General features: G+C 33.8%; 13 protein-coding genes, 1 pseudogene and 1 CRISPR repeat array. Of the genes and pseudogenes, 4 read left to right on the forward strand and 10 right to left on the reverse strand.

What is annotated here, in order from left to right; genetic code table 11:
- Positions 1-135: 135 nt before the first annotated feature.
- Positions 136-1,344: a serine/threonine transporter SstT gene (gene sstT / locus Q0977_RS12615; RefSeq protein ID WP_299514506.1), complete on the reverse strand. Its 1,209-nt coding sequence runs from the start codon at positions 1,342-1,344 to the stop codon at positions 136-138.
- 417 nt (positions 1,345-1,761) lie between these two features.
- Here sstT and Q0977_RS12620 point away from each other — a divergent pair, with 417 nt between their 5' ends.
- A complete protein-coding gene (locus Q0977_RS12620; RefSeq protein ID WP_164489613.1) occupies positions 1,762-2,163 on the forward strand; it encodes a hypothetical protein in 402 nt (133 codons plus the stop codon).
- 373 nt (positions 2,164-2,536) lie between these two features.
- Here Q0977_RS12620 and Q0977_RS12625 read toward each other — a convergent pair whose 3' ends face one another.
- Positions 2,537-3,721 carry an iron-containing alcohol dehydrogenase gene (locus tag Q0977_RS12625; RefSeq protein ID WP_299514509.1) on the reverse strand — a complete coding sequence of 395 codons (1,185 nt, stop codon included), beginning with the start codon at positions 3,719-3,721 and terminating at the stop codon, positions 2,537-2,539.
- A gap of 226 nt (positions 3,722-3,947) precedes the next feature.
- Here Q0977_RS12625 and Q0977_RS12630 point away from each other — a divergent pair, with 226 nt between their 5' ends.
- A complete protein-coding gene (locus Q0977_RS12630; RefSeq protein ID WP_299514512.1) occupies positions 3,948-4,670 on the forward strand; it encodes a MerR family transcriptional regulator in 723 nt (240 codons plus the stop codon).
- Here Q0977_RS12630 and Q0977_RS12635 read toward each other — a convergent pair.
- From Q0977_RS12635 to Q0977_RS12655, 5 genes are all read right to left on the reverse strand, one after another.
- On the reverse strand, positions 4,662-6,686 hold the full coding sequence (locus Q0977_RS12635; RefSeq protein WP_299514515.1) for a UvrD-helicase domain-containing protein: 2,025 nt from the start codon (positions 6,684-6,686) through the stop codon (positions 4,662-4,664). The genes Q0977_RS12630 and Q0977_RS12635 overlap by 9 nt on opposite strands.
- A gap of 223 nt (positions 6,687-6,909) precedes the next feature.
- Complete coding sequence (locus Q0977_RS12640; RefSeq protein ID WP_124217650.1) at positions 6,910-7,521, reverse strand: hypothetical protein; 612 nt, start codon at positions 7,519-7,521, stop codon at positions 6,910-6,912.
- Positions 7,518-8,384, reverse strand: coding sequence for an ATP-binding cassette domain-containing protein (locus Q0977_RS12645; protein ID WP_299514522.1), 867 nt, complete (start codon positions 8,382-8,384; stop codon positions 7,518-7,520). Before Q0977_RS12645 ends, Q0977_RS12640 begins: the two co-directional genes overlap by 4 nt.
- Complete coding sequence (locus tag Q0977_RS12650; protein ID WP_299514525.1) at positions 8,384-10,369, reverse strand: hypothetical protein; 1,986 nt, start codon at positions 10,367-10,369, stop codon at positions 8,384-8,386. The genes Q0977_RS12645 and Q0977_RS12650 overlap by 1 nt, the downstream gene beginning before the upstream one ends.
- Before the next feature lie 458 nt (positions 10,370-10,827).
- Entirely contained in the window at positions 10,828-13,983 is a 3,156-nt protein-coding gene (locus tag Q0977_RS12655) for a DUF3427 domain-containing protein (protein WP_299514528.1), read from the reverse strand.
- Between the two features lie 271 nt (positions 13,984-14,254).
- Here Q0977_RS12655 and Q0977_RS12660 point away from each other — a divergent pair, with 271 nt between their 5' ends.
- Positions 14,255-15,874 carry an SWIM zinc finger domain-containing protein gene (locus Q0977_RS12660; protein ID WP_299514531.1) on the forward strand — a complete coding sequence of 540 codons (1,620 nt, stop codon included), beginning with the start codon at positions 14,255-14,257 and terminating at the stop codon, positions 15,872-15,874.
- Between the two features lie 371 nt (positions 15,875-16,245).
- Here Q0977_RS12660 and Q0977_RS18270 read toward each other — a convergent pair whose 3' ends face one another.
- Entirely contained in the window at positions 16,246-16,332 is an 87-nt protein-coding gene (locus tag Q0977_RS18270) for a putative holin-like toxin (protein WP_367269477.1), read from the reverse strand.
- Between the two features lie 191 nt (positions 16,333-16,523).
- Between Q0977_RS18270 and Q0977_RS12665 the strand changes: the two genes are divergently transcribed.
- Positions 16,524-16,973 (forward strand): hypothetical protein, encoded by a 450-nt coding sequence (locus tag Q0977_RS12665; protein ID WP_299514534.1) that lies wholly within the window; start codon positions 16,524-16,526, stop codon positions 16,971-16,973.
- 157 nt (positions 16,974-17,130) lie between these two features.
- Positions 17,131-17,487: direct repeats of the CRISPR family, unit length 29 nt; unit sequence CTTTAAATCCCTCTATGTTCAGATAAAAC.
- 152 nt (positions 17,488-17,639) lie between these two features.
- Here the strand turns inward: Q0977_RS12665 and cas2 are convergent.
- Together cas2 and cas1b are read right to left on the reverse strand one after the other, a co-directional pair.
- Positions 17,640-17,903 (reverse strand): CRISPR-associated endonuclease Cas2, encoded by a 264-nt coding sequence (gene cas2 / locus Q0977_RS12670; RefSeq protein WP_299514537.1) that lies wholly within the window; start codon positions 17,901-17,903, stop codon positions 17,640-17,642.
- A gap of 3 nt (positions 17,904-17,906) precedes the next feature.
- A pseudogene (gene cas1b / locus Q0977_RS12675) lies at positions 17,907-18,728 on the reverse strand (type I-B CRISPR-associated endonuclease Cas1b); the annotation flags it as partial.
- Positions 18,729-18,814: the final 86 nt, after the last annotated feature.

The following is an 18,814-nucleotide window of genomic DNA, read 5'->3' on the forward strand; positions in this document are numbered from 1 at the left end:
GTTGCTCATTTTTTGTAAAATATTAATAAACAATAAAAACCCTAACCAATACAGTGATTAGAGCCGAATTTTTATCATTTTAAAAAACTAGAGACTGTCTACCTTTACACGGTCACAATCTCTAGTTTTTTTATATTATTTATTTTTACGTTCTTGCGCATATTGTGCTGTTGCTGTAAAGACAACATCTGAAGATGAGTTCAATGCTGTTTCGCAAGAGTCTTGGATTACCCCAATGATAAAACCAATACCAACAACTTGCATGGCGATATCATTTGGAATACCAAATAAGCTACATGCAAGAGGTATTAATAACAATGAACCACCTGCAACACCAGAAGCACCTGCAGCAGAAACGGCTGCTACGACCATTAAAATAATTGAAGTTGGAATATCTACATGAATATTTAATGTTTGAGCTGCTGCTAAAGTTAATACAGAAATAGTAACAGCTGCTCCTGCCATATTAATAGTCGCGCCTAGCGGAATAGATACTGCATACGTATCACGATCCAGTCCTAGTTTTTCACAAAGTTTAATATTCACCGGAATATTCGCTGCAGAACTACGAGTAAAGAACGCTGTAATCCCACTTTCCTTTAGTGAAGTCAAAACAAGTGGATAAGGATTGCGACGTGTTGCCACAAAAACGATTAATGGGTTGACCACTAATGCGATAAATAGCATAGCTCCTACTAAAATGATTAACAGTCTTCCATATTCTAATAGTGAAGACAGACCGTTTGTTACAATCGCATCGAATACAATACCGATAATACCGAATGGTGCTAAGTTAATAACCCATTGTACTACCTTAGAAATAGCATCTGAAAAGTTAACTAATACACCTTTTGTTGTTTCACTAGCTTGTTTTAATGCTACACCTAAGACAATTGCCCAAGCTAAAATACCAATATAATTTGCATTCATCAATGCATCTACGGGATTTGCAACTACATTTTGTAGAAGGGTTTGAAGAACCTCCCAAACACTACCTGGTGGTTTTAAATCTCCTGAACTTTCCTTCAATGTAAGGTGAACCGGGAAGATGGCAGTTACAATAACTGCTACAGTTCCTGCCAAAAATGTACCAATTGCATAAAGAACAATGATCGTAGACATATTTGTCTTTTTACCACTTTTGTGACCAGCAATAGCATTCATCACAAGTAATAATACTAATATTGGTGCAACTGCTTTTAGTGCTCCTACAAATAAAGTACCTAGAATAGGAACCCATGATGCTTTTGGAAATACTAAAGCTACAATAACGCCGACAATAATACCGATAATAATACGAGTTACGAGACTAATAGCATTCCATTTACTAATTAGTTTTTTCATGCTGTTACCCCTTTTTCTTGTGCTTCTAATGCAAAAAACATGATGTCTTTCCACCCAAGAAAACACTTTGTTTTTGTATAAAATACATTCTATCATGAAATATTAGAATTGTGACATAATTTTTTAAATTTATGTTCTTTTTATATCTTATTTAATTTGATAGAAAATATGGAATATTTGTATATTAAGGGGCTTTTTTTATTAGAATTGTTCGTTTTTACCGATGCATTCCTTTAGTATTTTTTATTAAAACCTAAAAAATTATTCTAATTATGTAAAAATAAGGGTAAAATATATTATAGATAAATTAAATGTGAAAGGAGTTGCTAGCAGATTAAATTTCTAAAAATTTTTTATCCTATACTTATGTTATTTTTACTCATAGGATGTTCTACTAAAGCAAAGGAAAAAGATGATTTGAAGTGGTTTAATAGTGAAGAAAAAGCGATAGAGTATGGATTGCAAAATGAAAAGATTAAAGAAAGTGATATATTAGAAATATTAGATTTGAATGGTGAAAGATTTGTCGTTTTTAAATTCAAAGTATCTGAAGGAGAAGGTATCAACGTCGCACAAATTGCTAAAAAGAAGAAAAAATATAGTTGGTACACGATTACAAATAGAATTGTCGTCAAATCGAAGCAAGGAAGCTTAGATGCAAAAATTGAGGTAGAAAGTAAAAAGGGGCAACAATTTAAACTGTATACCGGGGTTGAAAAAAATCCAGAAAAGCCTGATGTAATAATCGAAGATGAAGGGATAACTCCTATTGTCGATCAAGAAACGGGATTATATTATGCAATTAAAAGCTTGAAATAAATCCGTTTATCGTATTTCGAACCTTCCATCTTTTTGGAACGAGAATTAGTTGTTACTTAGGATTGCTTTTGACAACTCTGGACTCTCTTTTGCACAACTCAGGCTTCCTTTTGCACAACTCGGACTTCCTTTTGCACAACTCAGGCTTCCTTTTGCACAACTCGGGACTCCTTTTGCACAACTCAAACTCCCTTTTGCACAACTCAGTTCCTTTTGCACAACTCGGACTCTCTTTTGCACAACTCAAACTTCCTTTTGTACAACTCACGTTTCCCTTTTGTCCAAAAAAACTATCTAAATTAGAAATAACCCATCAAGTAGCAATGATGGGTTATCTATTTCACTTTTGTATCATACTTGGTTATTATTATATTTAAAATTCATAGTCATATACCTTTTTATATAACTCTACTAACTCTTCATCTGTAGGTATTTTCGGGTTATTTCCAGGGCTGCCACTTGCCAAGGCATCGACAGTCATTTTTGGAATTGCAGCATAGAAGGTATCCTTTTCTATCCCCCACTCCTGCAAATTACCGATTTTCATCTTTTTACATAATTCTTTGATCGAATCAATGAATAGATTCGCTAATTCTTCTTTCGATAAATCCTTTTCTTCTTTATTAAAGAATTTTCCTAAATCAGCTAATCTCTCAATACATGCATCTTTTGAATATTCCAAAACAGCCGGAAGTAACATCGCATTGGAAATTCCGTGTGAGACATGGAAAAGTGCTCCAATCGGACGCGACATGCCATGAACTAATGCAACAGAAGCATTTGAAAAAGATAGTCCAGCTTGCAATGAACCAATCGACATCGCCTCGCGTGCACCAAGATCATCCCCATTTTCATACACCTGCAAGATATTTTTTACGATTAGTTCAACTGCAGATAATGCAAGCATATCTGAATATGGGTGAGCTAATCTTGAAATATAACTTTCAATCGCATGACTAAGTGCATCTATTCCAGTTGCTGCAGTAATAGATGGTGGAGATGTTAACGTTAAAACAGGATCCACAATCGCGACATTCGGTAAAAAAACAGGTTGCTTAATCATCATTTTCACATCATTTGTCGTGTTTGTAATGACGGTCGCATCTGTTGCCTCTGATCCCGTTCCTGCTGTAGTCGGTATAGCGATATGAGGAATCGGTGTTATTTCAGCTATCTTCTGCATTTTCATGTAGTCTCCGATATATCCACCATTTGTGGCCACAACTGCAATGGCTTTTGCAACATCGATACAACTGCCTCCACCAACAGAAATAATGACCTCGCAATCTTCCGCTTGAAATAATTCAAGGCCTTCCGATACATACGTATCCACCGGCTCTGATTTAACACCAAGGTATGAAACAGCTTCTAACCCTTGTTCTTTTAAATAAGAAGAACATTGAACCACATAACCTAGACTCTCCATAATGGGGTCACTAATGATTAAAGCTTTCGCACCTAATTTTTTTGCATATTCTCCTACCCTTTCAAATGAGTTTCTTCCGTATATGATGGTGCTTGGTGAATTGACTGTAAAAATTTTTTGGGGTTGAATCATTTTATTTAGCCTCCTAGAATTCATAAATTTAAGCGGTTTCATAATTTTATTTAATTATTAAAAACACTTGTTTCATTAAGTCACTTTGTAGTGGCTATATCATTTTATGAATTCCAACTACTATATATTAATATTTACTCTGGAGTGATAGTTAAAGTGCAAAATATGCTAAAATTAATTTTTAAAATAAACATTCTACAAGGAAATCTAATGAGGGGTTTTGTAAATGCGAACAATTGATATTGCAAAAAAAGCACAAGTTCATCCGAATACTGTTCGACTTTATGAAGAGTGGCATTTTATCTCGCCAGTTCCTCGAAAAGCAAATGGATATCGAGAGTATTCGAATATACATTTACAACAAATGTATATTGCACGGCTTGCCTTTAAACAAGAGTTTATACAAAATAATTTGCGAAAAATGGCGACGGAAATTGTTCGTCTCAGTGGACAAGAAAAGTTTACGGAAAGCATAGAGGCCGCAAATGTCTATTTAAAATTTTTAAAATCCGAGCTTGACTACACACGAAAGGCTGTTCAAATTGCCAATAAAATCCTACATGAGAAAGCAGTTTCTACAAAAGTATTCACCCATAAAGAAGTCGCTAATCATCTCCAATTAACAGAAGAGACACTTCGTAATTGGGAACGTAATGGATTATATTCTGTAAAAAGAAATACACAAAATCGTCGGCAATATGGTATGGAAGATATCCAAAAATTACTTGTCATTCGCACGCTTCGTAGTGCCCATTTTTCTATTTCGAGCATCCATCATCTTTTTGAAGAAATTGAAACAGTTGAACAAGAGATAGATATTCATACTCTTTTAAACTCACCAAAATTCAAAGATGAATTTTATCACGTAACAGATGAACTTGAACTGAATATAAAAAAAGCAATGAAAGACGTATTGTCGATCATTGCAATTTTAGAAAAACTACAGTAGTGGGGAAGGATTATTTGTTTCTACTAACATCGTTAGCTGGTGCATCGCTCTTGTTGTAGCAATATAAAGTAACCCTTGGTCAAATGCTGTTTTATAGTTCGTTTCGTTGACAAATGGAACTATGACTGCGTCGAATTCTAATCCCTTTGCATATTGAATCGTTGTTAAAAGTAATCCTGTTTCAAACTTCTCTGTTTGTCCGTCTAATAGATGATACGGGACACTTTTAAGCTGTTCTTTAATGATTTTTAAATCCGCTTCTGTCTTACAAATAATGGCGGTTGTTTTATAATCATTTTGTATAGCTTTATGAATACTTGTCATCATTTCATTGAGTGTTTCATATGGTAGTTCTTTTGGTTCTTCTCCATGACGAGCAATTGGATGAATATCACCGGTTCGCATGAATTTCTTTGCATACATCGCAATTTCATAAGAAGATCGGTACGTTGTTGTAAGTTCCACATACTCCAAATTCGCGAAAATCTCTTCAAATGCTTTCTTTGAAATCGTTTCATATGGTAGAAGTGCCTGACTAAAATCTCCGATAATTGTTCGTTTACACGTAAACACTTTTTCAAGAACTGCATATTGAATGGGTGTGTAATCCTGCATCTCATCTAATACGAAGTGCTGCACCAATTCATATGTTTTGATTCCTTCAAAAAATATTTTCACATATAGATAAGGATACACATCGTTAAATTCAAAATGCTTTTTATTGAAATGAAATAGCTCGTCCCCTAGTTCATGTATAAAAGCTTCGTACACATCGAAGGGTGTTGTATAAGTTAAGCGTTTCTTTAAACGCTTTATAATTTCATTTTTACTTGGGAATTTTCCTTCTCCGTTCCGCTTAGATTTAAGAACTTGAATCACATCATCAGCCATTAGTTCCAAACGTGTAAAAACCGGTTCTTTAGCATACTGTACGAAGCGACGTAACAGATACTCCCCTGTAAACTCAACATCTGCAATCGATATAGTTTCATTCTTAAATAAATGCGCATTCAAATTTTCTAAGAATGTCTGTAATTGCTGTACAAATTGACCGTTTGCTTTTGCCCCTGCTCTTTTTGCCAACTCTCCTGTTGGATCTGTTAATATCCTTTTCGTTTCTTCTTCAAACGATGTGAAAGTATACGTTTTTGACAATAGATTTGTCGTCAACTCATCTAAGGTAAATGAACGAATTGGTTGTTCCCCAAGTTCTGGTAATACAGAAGAAATATAATCACCAAATACCTTATTTGGAGACAAGATGAAAATTCGACTTGCTTGCAGGGTATCCCTATACTTATACAAGTAATATGCAATTCGATGTAAGGCAACCGCTGTTTTCCCTGATCCCGCCACTCCTTGAATAATGACATTATAAGCCGATTCGTTCCGCACAATTTTGTTTTGCTCTTTTTGAATAGATGTGACGATTGTTTTCATTTTTTCATTTGCATGTTCATTTAACGTCTTTTGTAAAACAGCATCTTGAATGGTAAGAGAACTATCTATCGCATAAATAATCTTCGAGTTTTCAATTTTGAACTGACGTTTTCCAATAATTTCGCCATGAAAACGTCGGTCCATCGCATCATAATATGCTTCACCGAGTTCAAATTCATAGTACATATTACAAACAGGTGCACGCCAATCATAGATAAGTGGATTCCCTTCTTCATCTCTAAAACCAAATCTTCCAATATAAAAGCTTTCTGCGTCCTCTCTTTCTTCTCCTTCATAGACAAAGTCAAAACGGCCGAAATATGGAGAATCGATTAACTTTTTAATATTCTCTCTTTCCACTACTTGCGCAAACCCTTGCTGATCAATCATGCTTAACGTTTGCTGATAATCATATACTTCAAATTTATCCAATTCACTTTTATAGTCAATCATATATTTTTGTAAATTTTTGAAGCTTTGATCTTGATTTGTTATATCCTTCGATAACCTTTTATATGCTTTTTCAAGGCTCAATAATGTATTTTCAAAATACTTCATTTCCTTTGTATCAATCATTCATAAGCCCTCCTTTTAAAACCGTATCGCTAGTTTAGCAAAGTCTTTTTCGCTGGTGTATAAGTGGAGGGTTTGGATTATAATTTTTACAGCAAAAAAGGAGAATTGTTCCTGATTGAAACAATTCTCCGTCTACTAGATTGTGTTCCTAAATGTATTATAAGAATGGGTGAAGTCTTTTCCCTCACATGATAAAAAATTATTTTAATGACGTTTTACGAATCTACTTTCTTGTTATATAAAATCTACTAATGATAACAATTGATAAAATTAAACCTATGACAAGTGAGATATACGTCAATCTCACCCATAAATCGACATAAGGATAGACAAAGAAGAAAATATGAGGCCATGGCATAAAGGTCCCCTGTGTACTAATTTCCATGATTGTATAAACTAATATGCAGGAAATGGTAATCTCTAAGTTTTTTATGATCATAAGCAATGCACTACTTCCTAAAAAGTAGCATAATGCTAAAAGAATCGTATGTGCCACTACCTGTGGGGTATGAAAAAAAGGATCAACAAAACAAAAAACAATCGCTATACAAAGCCCATCTACTAACCCATAACGTAAAAGATCTAACCAAGCAGTTTGACGATAATAGGGCAAAAGAATTTCATTTGCTCCCTCATCAAATAAATAACTATAATGTAAGAGTAAATGGACTCCACAAAAGCTAACGGCTAATACTTGGAAAAAAATATAGTCACGATTCTCATCTGGCGATATATAGATACAAAGAATGGCTAAAGCATATGCAACAAATGGAAGAAAGAAGAAAAACTGCTGTAATTTTAGATCAAACGTGAATAAGTAGGAAAATTTCTTCATAGCGAATCCTCTTGTAATAGCGCTAGATATCCATCCATCAAACGAGGACTAACTGACTTTCCAATGTCATCATCCTCACTCAAAATCCTTACACGAATTTTCTCTTCTTGTTCTTCCAAATAGACAACCTCATGCTTTAGAATAAAATCATCCAAGTCCTCTTTTGAAATAAGCAGATCAAATGTTTTGTGTTTGGCATAATCTTTTAACGCATCCGGTGCACCCTCAAATAATTTCTTTCCTTTTCTTATGACACCAATTTTCGTACATAAAAATTCAATATCCTCTACGATATGTGAGGAAATGATAATCGTATGATTACAGCCCAATACTTTTAATAAGTTGCGAAAGCGAATTCGTTCCTCAATATCTAGCCCTGCTGTTGGTTCATCGAATATCAAAATAGATGGCTTTCTTAGCAGAAGCTGGGCGATTCCCACTCTTCTACGCATTCCGCCAGACAATTCATGAATTTTTTTATGTCTTTGTTCAGAAAGATTGACCACTTCTAATACTGCATCAATTTCTGTTGCAATAAGAGAAGGATCGACAATTCCTTGTAGAACTGCAATATGTTCTAAAACTTCAAAAATCGTTAGCTGCGGATAAAACTGAAAATCTTGTGGTAGATAACCAATGGAACCTACTCGTTTGACATAAGTTCCTCTACTTATGAGTTCCTCATTTAAAAAAACTTCGCCATCATCCATCTTGGATAGTCCTGCAATAATTTTCATAACGGTTGTTTTTCCTGCTCCATTTGGTCCTAAGAGGCCATAAATCCCCGTTATATGAAGCGATAATTGCGATAATATCGGTTGTTTTTTTATCTTTTTTGAAAGATTTTTAATATATAGGTCCATTATTTTCGATTCCCCTTTAGCCAACTATGAATTTCCTTCCAGGTAGTCGCTTCCTCCATATGTGCATACCAGTATTTCAAAAATTCCTGTTGCTCTTTCAATGGTTCCCCTTGAAATTCCTCTAAAACTTTCGTACCTTCCTTTACAGATGGGACATTGAAATCCTCTAAATCCCACCTAAATTGAATTTGATCTAATACATTGATTTTACGATTCATCCAACTGGTTGCTGGAAGGCGCCAAGCATCATAGAATGGGCTTTTTTTCGGTGCAATGATGATCGGTATCATCTCTGTAGGAATTCCTTCCAAAGTATCCTTAGATGCTAATGGATACAATGAGCTAGTATCATAAACGAAATGATCCTCATTTATTAATTTAGCTACTCCATTAGTTATATTCTGAGTTAACACAATCTTCGAAGGCAATCGATTCACAACGGTTGGACCAATTTCTTTGGCATATGTCAATAGCTTTTCCTGAAAGGTAAGAAAGGTGGGCGCACTTTCTGTAATATCTGGCCAATCACTAGGATACGTTATGTGGTAACCCCCTGTTTCCAACGTTTTCCCTTGCCCCACGATCAATGTGACCGCCTGAGCCTTTCCTTCATAAACGCCACCCTTTTTCGGTAAATTGATAAACAATAGATTGTCTTTCGTTTGAATGGTCATCTTAACTGCTTTGCTATTCTTATTGGAAATAAAACCGACACCAATTCCATCTCTATTTATACGATACATTTGATCATTATTTTTCTTTGGATACCAAGCTATATTTCCAATGAGTAACTTTCGATTTCTTAAAATAGGATGAAAATTAGTTGATCGGAGGGTATAGGTAAATTGTAATTGATCAACAGGTTTCTTTAAATGGAGGGTAACCATATCCCCATAACGATCATATGAAACAGCTCGATGATTATTGGTGATCGACTGAATATCGTACGCGTGATAAAGCTGAAAAGTAGGCCTTATTGTCCTCATATTCTTTAGTGACACTGTTACTTGTAGCTGATTCCCATCTAGTTGCATCACATACTGATGGATATCATACGCATCATTTTTCTGGGCTTTTGACTGGGAAAGTTTTTGATAATATTTGGTTTCTTGATCGTAATTCGCATTATTCCACATATTTGGCATCCATAAGATAGCCATTTTTCCTACGATCAGTAGCACTATCGGAAGAACAATTAAGAGATTTCGGATCCGCTCTCGTAAGGCAAAATCCTGTGCCCATCGAAGGGAGAGAATAAAAAAGAACTCACTCAATAAAAGCAACCAAAATAGAAAACGTAATTCATATGCCAAGCTAATATCATAACCAATAAATGATTCATAAACACTATTTATGTTGCTCATACTAAATGAAAGCAGAATCTTCCAATCCTTTGCCGTGATGTTATCAAAAATAGACCCTAAAAATTCTGAATTCATCCCGCCTGTGACAATCCATCCAACTGCGATAAAAAAGAAGCTGATTTTACGCTTGCCACAAATAATCGCGACAAGGACCCCCATAAAGAAATAGAGAATCATCGGTTCTAACAAAAAGGTCATGATGAAGCGAAACAATTCTGCATATAAAAAAGTCATGCCTAGCCCATTGATTAAAAAATAAAAACTATAGAATCCATATGTAATAATGGCTAATGCTAGTTGAAAAAGGCTATGCACCACCCACATCGCTGAAATTTTTTCAACCATAATCCGATGCCCATCTGTAAAAAAGGTCTGAATCCCATATTGAAGCTCATTGGAAACGACTTGATAGGCATAAATCATATAAAAAATGGAAACAATTTGGACAACGCCGCTGATTTCAGACGGTAAATTGCCAAAATTCTGTATATGAAATTGATCAAATTTATGCAACATGATCCGGCTTATGACAAGGATAATCAGCGCTATACTCGCACCCATATATAACTTACTTTTAACAAATTGCTTACTATAAAAGTAATATAACCATTTCCACCGCATCACCATTCTCCTTTTTAGGCAAAAAGAGTTGCACGGTACTCTTGGAAAGAATGCATCTCTTTTTTAGCATATTAGTTTACTGTTATTTTCATAAAGACAATTAAAACGATTACATTTACTTTTTTACTAAAAATAGTTCATAATAACATTTAAAAATTTTAATAATACACTTTTTTTCTAATATATTACATTTATAGATTAAGATACATTTTATCTACATGTCAATATGTATTTACTGACAAATCTTCATCTTCTTTACAAGAGTTAATCTATTTATAAAATCACGAAGTACTGTTAGAAATAAATGCCTTTTTATTTTGGCTGTTTTACAGATCTTCTCAATTCAATCCCGTCATGAAAAGAATCCTTCCAAGCAAAACCGGTATTTAATTTCCCATATAAAAAAGGAGAATCATTCCTGATTGAAACAATTCCCCATTTTCTAGATTTAATGCTATTTATAATATATTTTTATTCGCTACTGGAACCAAATAAGCTGGCATTTCTTCATTTAATCGCCAGATGATGCTCATAGGTTGGCTTCCTGAATGACTTACATATTCGGCTGTTCCAAGAAATACAAATGGTGAAGTATAACCATTTTCGGTTTTATAATTTCGTACAAACAATGCGATTTGGTGATGATTTCTTTTATGTGTGATATAACGTTTCGCAGTTTTACTATCAGCTTTCACACCACTTTGTGTTTGCCAATGGAAAAGTCGTTCGTTAATCGCATAATCTTCATACAAAGTGGAAGGAGAAAATTCTTTTTCAGACTTGTTTAATGTGATGAAAAAGATATCTAGATGATGATCTGCAAAATGTTTTACACCTTCTCGGAATGTTGGACTTTTCTCTTCGTTATAATACCCTAAAGCTGCAAGTACTTGAGCAGTCGTATACTTACTATGGACACCTAACGGACATTCAAAATGCAAATCATTTTCTTTTTCCATCAAATCAATAGATTCATATAGATATTCAACAATTTCTAAAATTTCTCGTTTAAATTGTTCAATGGATAAGATACTGTCCATACCTGCTTCAATTGATTCGAAACCTTCATCTTTTGGATGTTTTTGATAGAAAGTGTAATACAACATTGCAAGCATTAATTGTTCTTCAGATGATTGGATCGTCGAGTTTTTTATATAGTTAATGATAAATTGTAAAAACTTTCTTGAGTTCAGATGAAATAATTTTGAAAGTCGTTTAGTTAATGTCTTTTCATTCGGAAATTCAAAATCATCAGCTAAACTAGCTTGTACTTTCATACGACAAAAACTACGATCTCCACTTTTTCCGTAAAAATCATAAAGAGAAAGATGGTAATAATTTAAAAAATTAGCCAGTGTCAATTCTTGCTCCGTATTTGCTTCAAAATATTTCATCTTCGCCATTAGATTGTTACGCGTATTTTGGCTACTCTTTACATTCCTTAAGATATATTCTTTAGCTTGTTTTTCTAATTGAATAAAGCATCCTTTCGGTAGTTGTGAAAATCCATTCTCAACATAATGACGTACGGAATGTTTTGTTTTCCCTATTAACGCTTTAAATTTATCCTCAAAGTTATAGTTTTTGTGAGCTTGTCCTACAAAATCTAAAACCGTTAAACATTCTTTTTCATCCGCTAACCGTAGTCCTCGACCAAGCTGTTGTAAAAACACCGTCAAGCTCTCTGTAGGCCGTAAAAACAAAATAGTATTGATTTCCGGAATGTCTACCCCTTCGTTATATAGATCGACAACAAAGATAAAGCTTATCTCTCCACTAACTAGTCGATTTTGTACTTCATTTCGAATTTTCGAGTCAACATTCCCATATAGAGCCTCGGCCGGAATCCCCGCATCGCAAAAGAATTTCGCCATATATTTGGCGTGGTCAATAGAAACACAAAATCCAAGTCCCTTTACCTCATTGATATCCGTTACATATTTATAGATACTTTTGATAATATGACGACTTCGTAAATCATTTGAAATATAAACATTTTCAAGTTCTTTAATGTCGTAACCTCTTCGACTCCATTTTAATTGGTCCAAATCGACAGTGTCACTCACACAAAAATACTGAAATGGACTTAGTAACTTTCGATCAATCGCTTCTGTTAATCGCATCTCAGCAGATATTCTTTCATCAAAGTAAGATAATATACTTTTTCCATCCATACGTTCTGGTGTTGCTGTTAAACCTAGTAGAATTTTAGGTTGATAATGTTCTAATAATTTCTGGTACGAGTTCGCAGCTGCATGATGAAACTCATCCACGATGATAAAATCATAATAATCCGGAGTAATTCGTTCATACATCTTTTTACTATTAAAACTTTGGATTGAAACAAATAGATGGTCAAATGAGTCTGGTTGATAATTCCGTACCAGTAAGTCTCCAAAGTTCGGATCTTTTAAAATAACGCGGAAGGTTTCTAAACTTTGTTTCAAAATTTCTTCTCGATGGGCAACAAATAATAATTTTGCAGACGGATGCGTTTTTCTAAATTGTTTGAAATCAAAAGCCGAAATAACTGTTTTCCCTACACCAGTTGCAGCAACTAGTAGATTTTTATTTCGCCCATATACTTCTCTTTCTACTTGTAACTTCTCTAATATTTCTTTTTGATAAAAATAAGGTTGAATATCAAATAAGTAATAGCGTTCCTCTTCCTCTTTTACTTTAGCTTTTGATAATGCCCTTTTTAATATAAGCTGATCTTCCTGACTTTCAGCACTGTACAGTTTGAACTCATTGTCATTCCAATAGCTTTCAAAAGTCGCTCTAAATTTTTCAAGAATATCAAAAGAATCCTTTTCCGTTACTTTCATATTCCACTCTAATCCTGATGTTAAAGCAGGATTAGATAAATTGGACGATCCAATATACGCCGTACTAAATCCTGTTTCTCTTTCAAATAAATATGCTTTTGCATGAAGTCTTGTGCGATCCACGTCGTATGATATTTTGATCTCGGTATTAGGCAATTTACTTAATTCTTGGATAGCTTTAAAATCTGTTGCTTCCATATAAGAAGTTGTGATAATCCTAAGTCTATTTTTCGGATTTGAGGTAAACGTTCGAAGATCCTCCATAATACAGCGAAGACCACTCCATTTAATAAACGAAACCAACATATCAATGGAATTAGCTGTTACAATTTCCTTCTTCATTTCTTCCAACATATTGGGTTCATATTTAGAACCAGTAAATAAAGAACTTTGTGAAAGTGGCGTAACAGGACGTATGACATCACGCTTTTTCAAGCTTCTTGCAGAGTTAAGTCGTGAATAGATGGAAGTAAGGACCTCCCCTTCTTCTTCGATTTGCAACTGACGGAACTCCTCATCATCCAAACGCTCACTCAACGTTCTAATAATGTCATTACATGTACGAATCTGATTAATAAGTGCTTGCTTTGGGTCATTCTTTTCGTTGTCTCGTACAAAACGAAGTGCTTTTCTCGTAACTAGTGAAATATAGGAAGAAAGTAATTTTCTAGCTTCTTCTACATCTAATTTTTCCTTTCCAATATCAAAGGTTGTTATATCTAAAACTTGCATTTCTTGTTTTAGTTTTTGATTTATAATTTCCTCGTAGATTCCTTGTTTTAGCATTGTCAGACCCCGATTTCTTGGCGTTAGATTTAGAATTTTTATTTACTTTTGTTTTTAGAAATATGTATTTTGGCGATATTACTTAAAAATATCTTAGCAATAATATGAAAAAGCCTCAAGATCTACTAGTTCTAAACCTGGACTTGCACGTAAAGTAAAACCTTCTAATTTGAATAGTGTATTATATATTTATAAATTTCAATCGATTGCCTTCTTTACGACTAATTTTTTATATTATGAAAATGAATAAAACTGAAAGGATATACTGTACATGAATTTAACGAATTTCCAAAATTATATTTCCAGTACAATCGTGAAACGAGGGAAAAATTATTTTAAGAATGGGCATATAGTTGAACTTACTCAATTGACAAACACAGATTGGGAAGCAACCGTAGAAGGAACGGATGATTATACAGTTCATGTGAAATTATCATCTGAAGAAGAGATTACATCTTCAAGATGCAACTGTCCTTATGATGGTACTTATTGCAAACACGAAGTTGCTGTTTTCTACGCATTGCAAGACGAACCAAAAATGGTGCTCAACCATCCACCACTAGAAACGATTCTTAATGAACAAACAAAAGATTCACTTGTTCACTTTCTACTAGATGTAGCTCATGAGGATTCACATTTCCAGCAAAGAATTTTTAAATCTTTTATGAATGATACTATTTCGCAAACAAATCTATTAAAAAAAGCAGAAAAGACTATATTAAAACCAATGAAAAATGCAATAAAAAAAGGGTATATCTCATCAAATGAAGAGGACTTAGTATTAATTGGTGTAGAAGAAGTGATTAACCAAGTGCATGATTTGATCAAACAAGGAGAACTTCATTTAGCCAGTGAGCTTACGCTACTCTGCTTTTCAAAAACAGCTAAACTTTATGACATTTCAAATCATACATTGATGATAGATGAAGTGTTAGAATTGTGCGTTAGCCTTTTAGATGAGGTTATTCCTGGAGTTACTAGTTGTTCCATCGAACAGCAAGAAGATATCTTAAGAAAACTTTTCGACGTTGCCATTGAAACAGAAGAGGATTATTGGAAGCTTGAACTTTTGAAACAGGCATTACCATTTTGTGAAGACCCAGTATTTTCAAACGCTTATTGCACAACTATTCCAAAGATATCTTTCAATAGTGAAGATTTTGGAGAACAAGCAGAAGCTTTAATACTCCGTGCGCTCATTATTTCACAAGATGAAGAACAGATTCAATTATTTATAGATAAGCATCAACAAAATCCGCACGTTCGCGAAACATTAATCCACATTGCATTTGAGGATGAAGATTTCGAAAAAGCACTTAAACTAGCATCAGAAGGAATTGACAGTGATTTTGGAAAAGTAAAACTACGCTCAAAATGGGAGCAATATGCTTATAATGCACATCAAAAGTTAGGAAATCAAGAAGCTATGCGTGGAATAGCCTTTATGCTTGCTGCTGAAGGAGACTTGTATTTTTATCAAGAACTAAAAAAATTATATAATCATGCAGAATGGAACAACATCGTCCAAGATTTAATCGTTGCATTTGATGAACTAGCTAACTTTCCTTCTTGGTACCCAGATCTTCTTATTGATGAGAAGAAATTTGCAAAACTGCTCATCTATTGTCAACAATCTCCGAGTCGCATTTATACTTATTCCACTTATCTAAAAGAGGATTTTTCGGAAGAAGTTAAAGCATTATTCTATCAAGACATCAAAAAACAAGCGATAACTATAGCCAATCGTAGTGATTACCAAATATTGCGGAATGCTCTACAACAATTCTGTGATGCTGGATTTAGAACTGATGTAACAGAAATTATCGAGCAATTAAAGGATATGTATCCGAGAAGGACAGCATTACATGAAGAGCTTCGGAAGATAAAATGAGATTAAGTGACAGGGTATCCTAGAATGTGAGATTTTGAAATCGCGGGAGTTTGGATGGAAATCGCGGGAGTTTCACTCAAAACCGCGGGAGTTCGGATAAAATTCGTGGATATCCAATTCTTTATTAAAATATAGGATTGGACATGACATTAAACTATATTCTTGAAAATTATTGAAATGTGTCCGCAACTACTCGGAATTTGCTTTTCTTGAAAATTATATAATCTCTACGTATACTAAAATTAGTAAGAGCATAACTTAAAAAGACCGCCGATGTTGTGGCATCGAACGGTCAAGTAGATAGTTGGTTCCCTTAAGGGGATTGGCTAAATGAGGGAATAACCCATCTGAGCCGCTAACTCAAGGATGGGTTATTTTTTATGGTTTTTAAATGAAAGTATCGACAACATCAATACAGCAAATGCAATTGCAAACATTAATGCTTCATATACTGTCATAGGCACCACCCCCTTTCTAACGGGAGTGAGCCAACCACCCTTGAGTTCCAACTATCTTAAATAGATAATACCAAACATACATTCTTAAAAAGCAAAATCTCTAATTCTATAAGTTCCATATATCGGATTTATTATAGAATTTTGAAACTTTATCTCCTCTTTTAACGTATAGTAGAAAAGGAGGGATTTGCATGATAAGAAACAAATGGCTATCTTATTTTTGGAAAATTTTATGGATTATCGGGCTAATCATATTAGCTAGACTCAGTTTCAGTTATGAAATTCAATCAAAACAATCTGCGGATGCAACATTTAATTTAATTCCTTTAATTTGGTTTAAAGTAATTATCTCCATTCTATTTGGTCTCTATCTTTCTCTTATATTAGTGAAGAAATGGTCATTTAAAATAAATCCATCTTTAATATGGTGTGTATCAATTCCATCCTTACTACTATCTTTTACATATCCAATCACTGCAACACTCGCATCTTTTAATAATTTACCTGAGGTTATCGCTAATTCCTCTATTTTGTATTGGCTTATAAATGTTAGGTCTTCTTCAAATATTTTTGGAATAGTTGCAGGTTTATCTTTAATACTAAGTCTTTTTAATGATTCACGGTGTAGTGAAAAATGCTAGGCATCCAACGCAATTTAAGTCTTTTTAGTATATGACTTCAGATATGAGGTGCCTCACATTCGAGCATCTAACTCAAGGATGGGTTATTTTTTTATGTTTTTTAAATAAAAGTATTAATTCAATCAATGTGCAAATTGCCACTCTTGATTGAATTAATCTTTAAATCCCTCTACGTTCAGATAAAACTTATAACGTATCATATGGCTCTTTCACGCTAACTAACTTTAAATCCCTCTATGTTCAGATAAAACCATTCGCTATCTTCGTAATCTTTAAATTGCGATCATGCTTTAAATCCCTCTATGTTCAGATAATACAATCGAAGACGCAAAAAACTAATTGAGTCCGACGATGCTTTAAATCCCTCTATGTTCAGATAAAACGCTTTCTTTGTTGAGTAATTTCAGAGAGTAAAGATTCCTTTAAATCCCTCTATGTTCAGATAAAACTGAAATTACATTCGACGCACATATTGAAGTAACAAACTTTAAATCCCTCTATGTTCAGATAAAACCCTACATTCAAACCGCATGAAATCAACGTTTGTGTTAGTGAATTTGCAGTGAACCTTCAATGTGGTTTTTTGTTAAATTGCAAATATTGCTCATAACATGATTATATCAAGGTTTACTAAAGATTATACGATTACTTCCAGAATGTACCAAATTAGAAGAAAAGGTCAAAATCTCCTTTTTCATTTCCAACTGTATCTTTTTTAATATGTTTTGGATTTTCTACAATATAGTAATAAATGCTATCTTCGCTAGGATCAATTATTTTTTCTACTTCTTTTCTACATTTCATAAACTGCCCTTTGGTCAATTCACCTTCAAATACAGAGTTTTGTGTCCAAGTAAGGTGTTCTCGTAGTTTCTTACATACTTTTCCTACCCTTTTAACATTAATATCATATGTTATAATGACAAACATTGATTACCACCAAGCCTTTAATGGTGTGTAAATTGTGTCACCAATAACATGTTTTATTAACTTATAACATTCAAGGCGGATTAGATATTTATAGGAAACGTTTCGATTCAATTTTCGGTGACGAATAGTCTGTTTTAATTTTTCATCAAACGCAGCTATAACTATTTTTCTTCCTTCATCATTTAAATAAACCATTCCTTCATGATCATCAAAGTGTTTTGATTGTATCTTTTTTGTGTTAACCAATGTTAAAATCAATGGGTCGACTAGCATTGGTTTGAAAATTTCAGCTAAATCAAGGCATAAAGAAAATCGTTTTTGTGATGGTTCATGTAAATAACTTATCGTTGGATTTAACTGTGTTTTATAAATTTCAGAAAGTACTGTCGTATACATCATTGTATTACCAAACGAAATCAAAGCATTAAAAGGATTTCGAGGTGGTCTTTTGTTACGTTCAGTAAAACCAAATTCTTCAGGGACCATTTCATTTAGAGCTCTATAATAATTTTTGCGAATCATTCCTTCTAATCCCATTATTTCTTGTACGCTTGTTGCTTTTTCAACTTCTTTGTTTAACCTAATTATCTCTTGAACTGCTGGTGAGTTCATATTTTTTCTCTTTCGACACGTTCGAACCATATGAAAAGCTGCAGATTGAACAAATACCTTGGCAAGAAACGATCTTTTCTCTTTCTTTAAATAGTGTTCACTTTGCTTCACTGTTACAATCCCAGAAACTTTTTGTTCTCGTGGATAAAATGTACCTGTATAAAAACCATAATAATTATAAAAATGAAGCATCACTTCTTTTTGTCCTGCAAAATTGAATAGGGAGCATTCCTGTTAGAAGTATTTTCGGGGACTTGAAAACAAAAAAGCCCTCTTGTATGATGCTTGAGTGGTCAACC

Source organism: uncultured Rummeliibacillus sp., from assembly GCF_934216135.1.
Taxonomy (GTDB): Bacteria; Bacillota; Bacilli; order Bacillales_A; family Planococcaceae; genus Rummeliibacillus.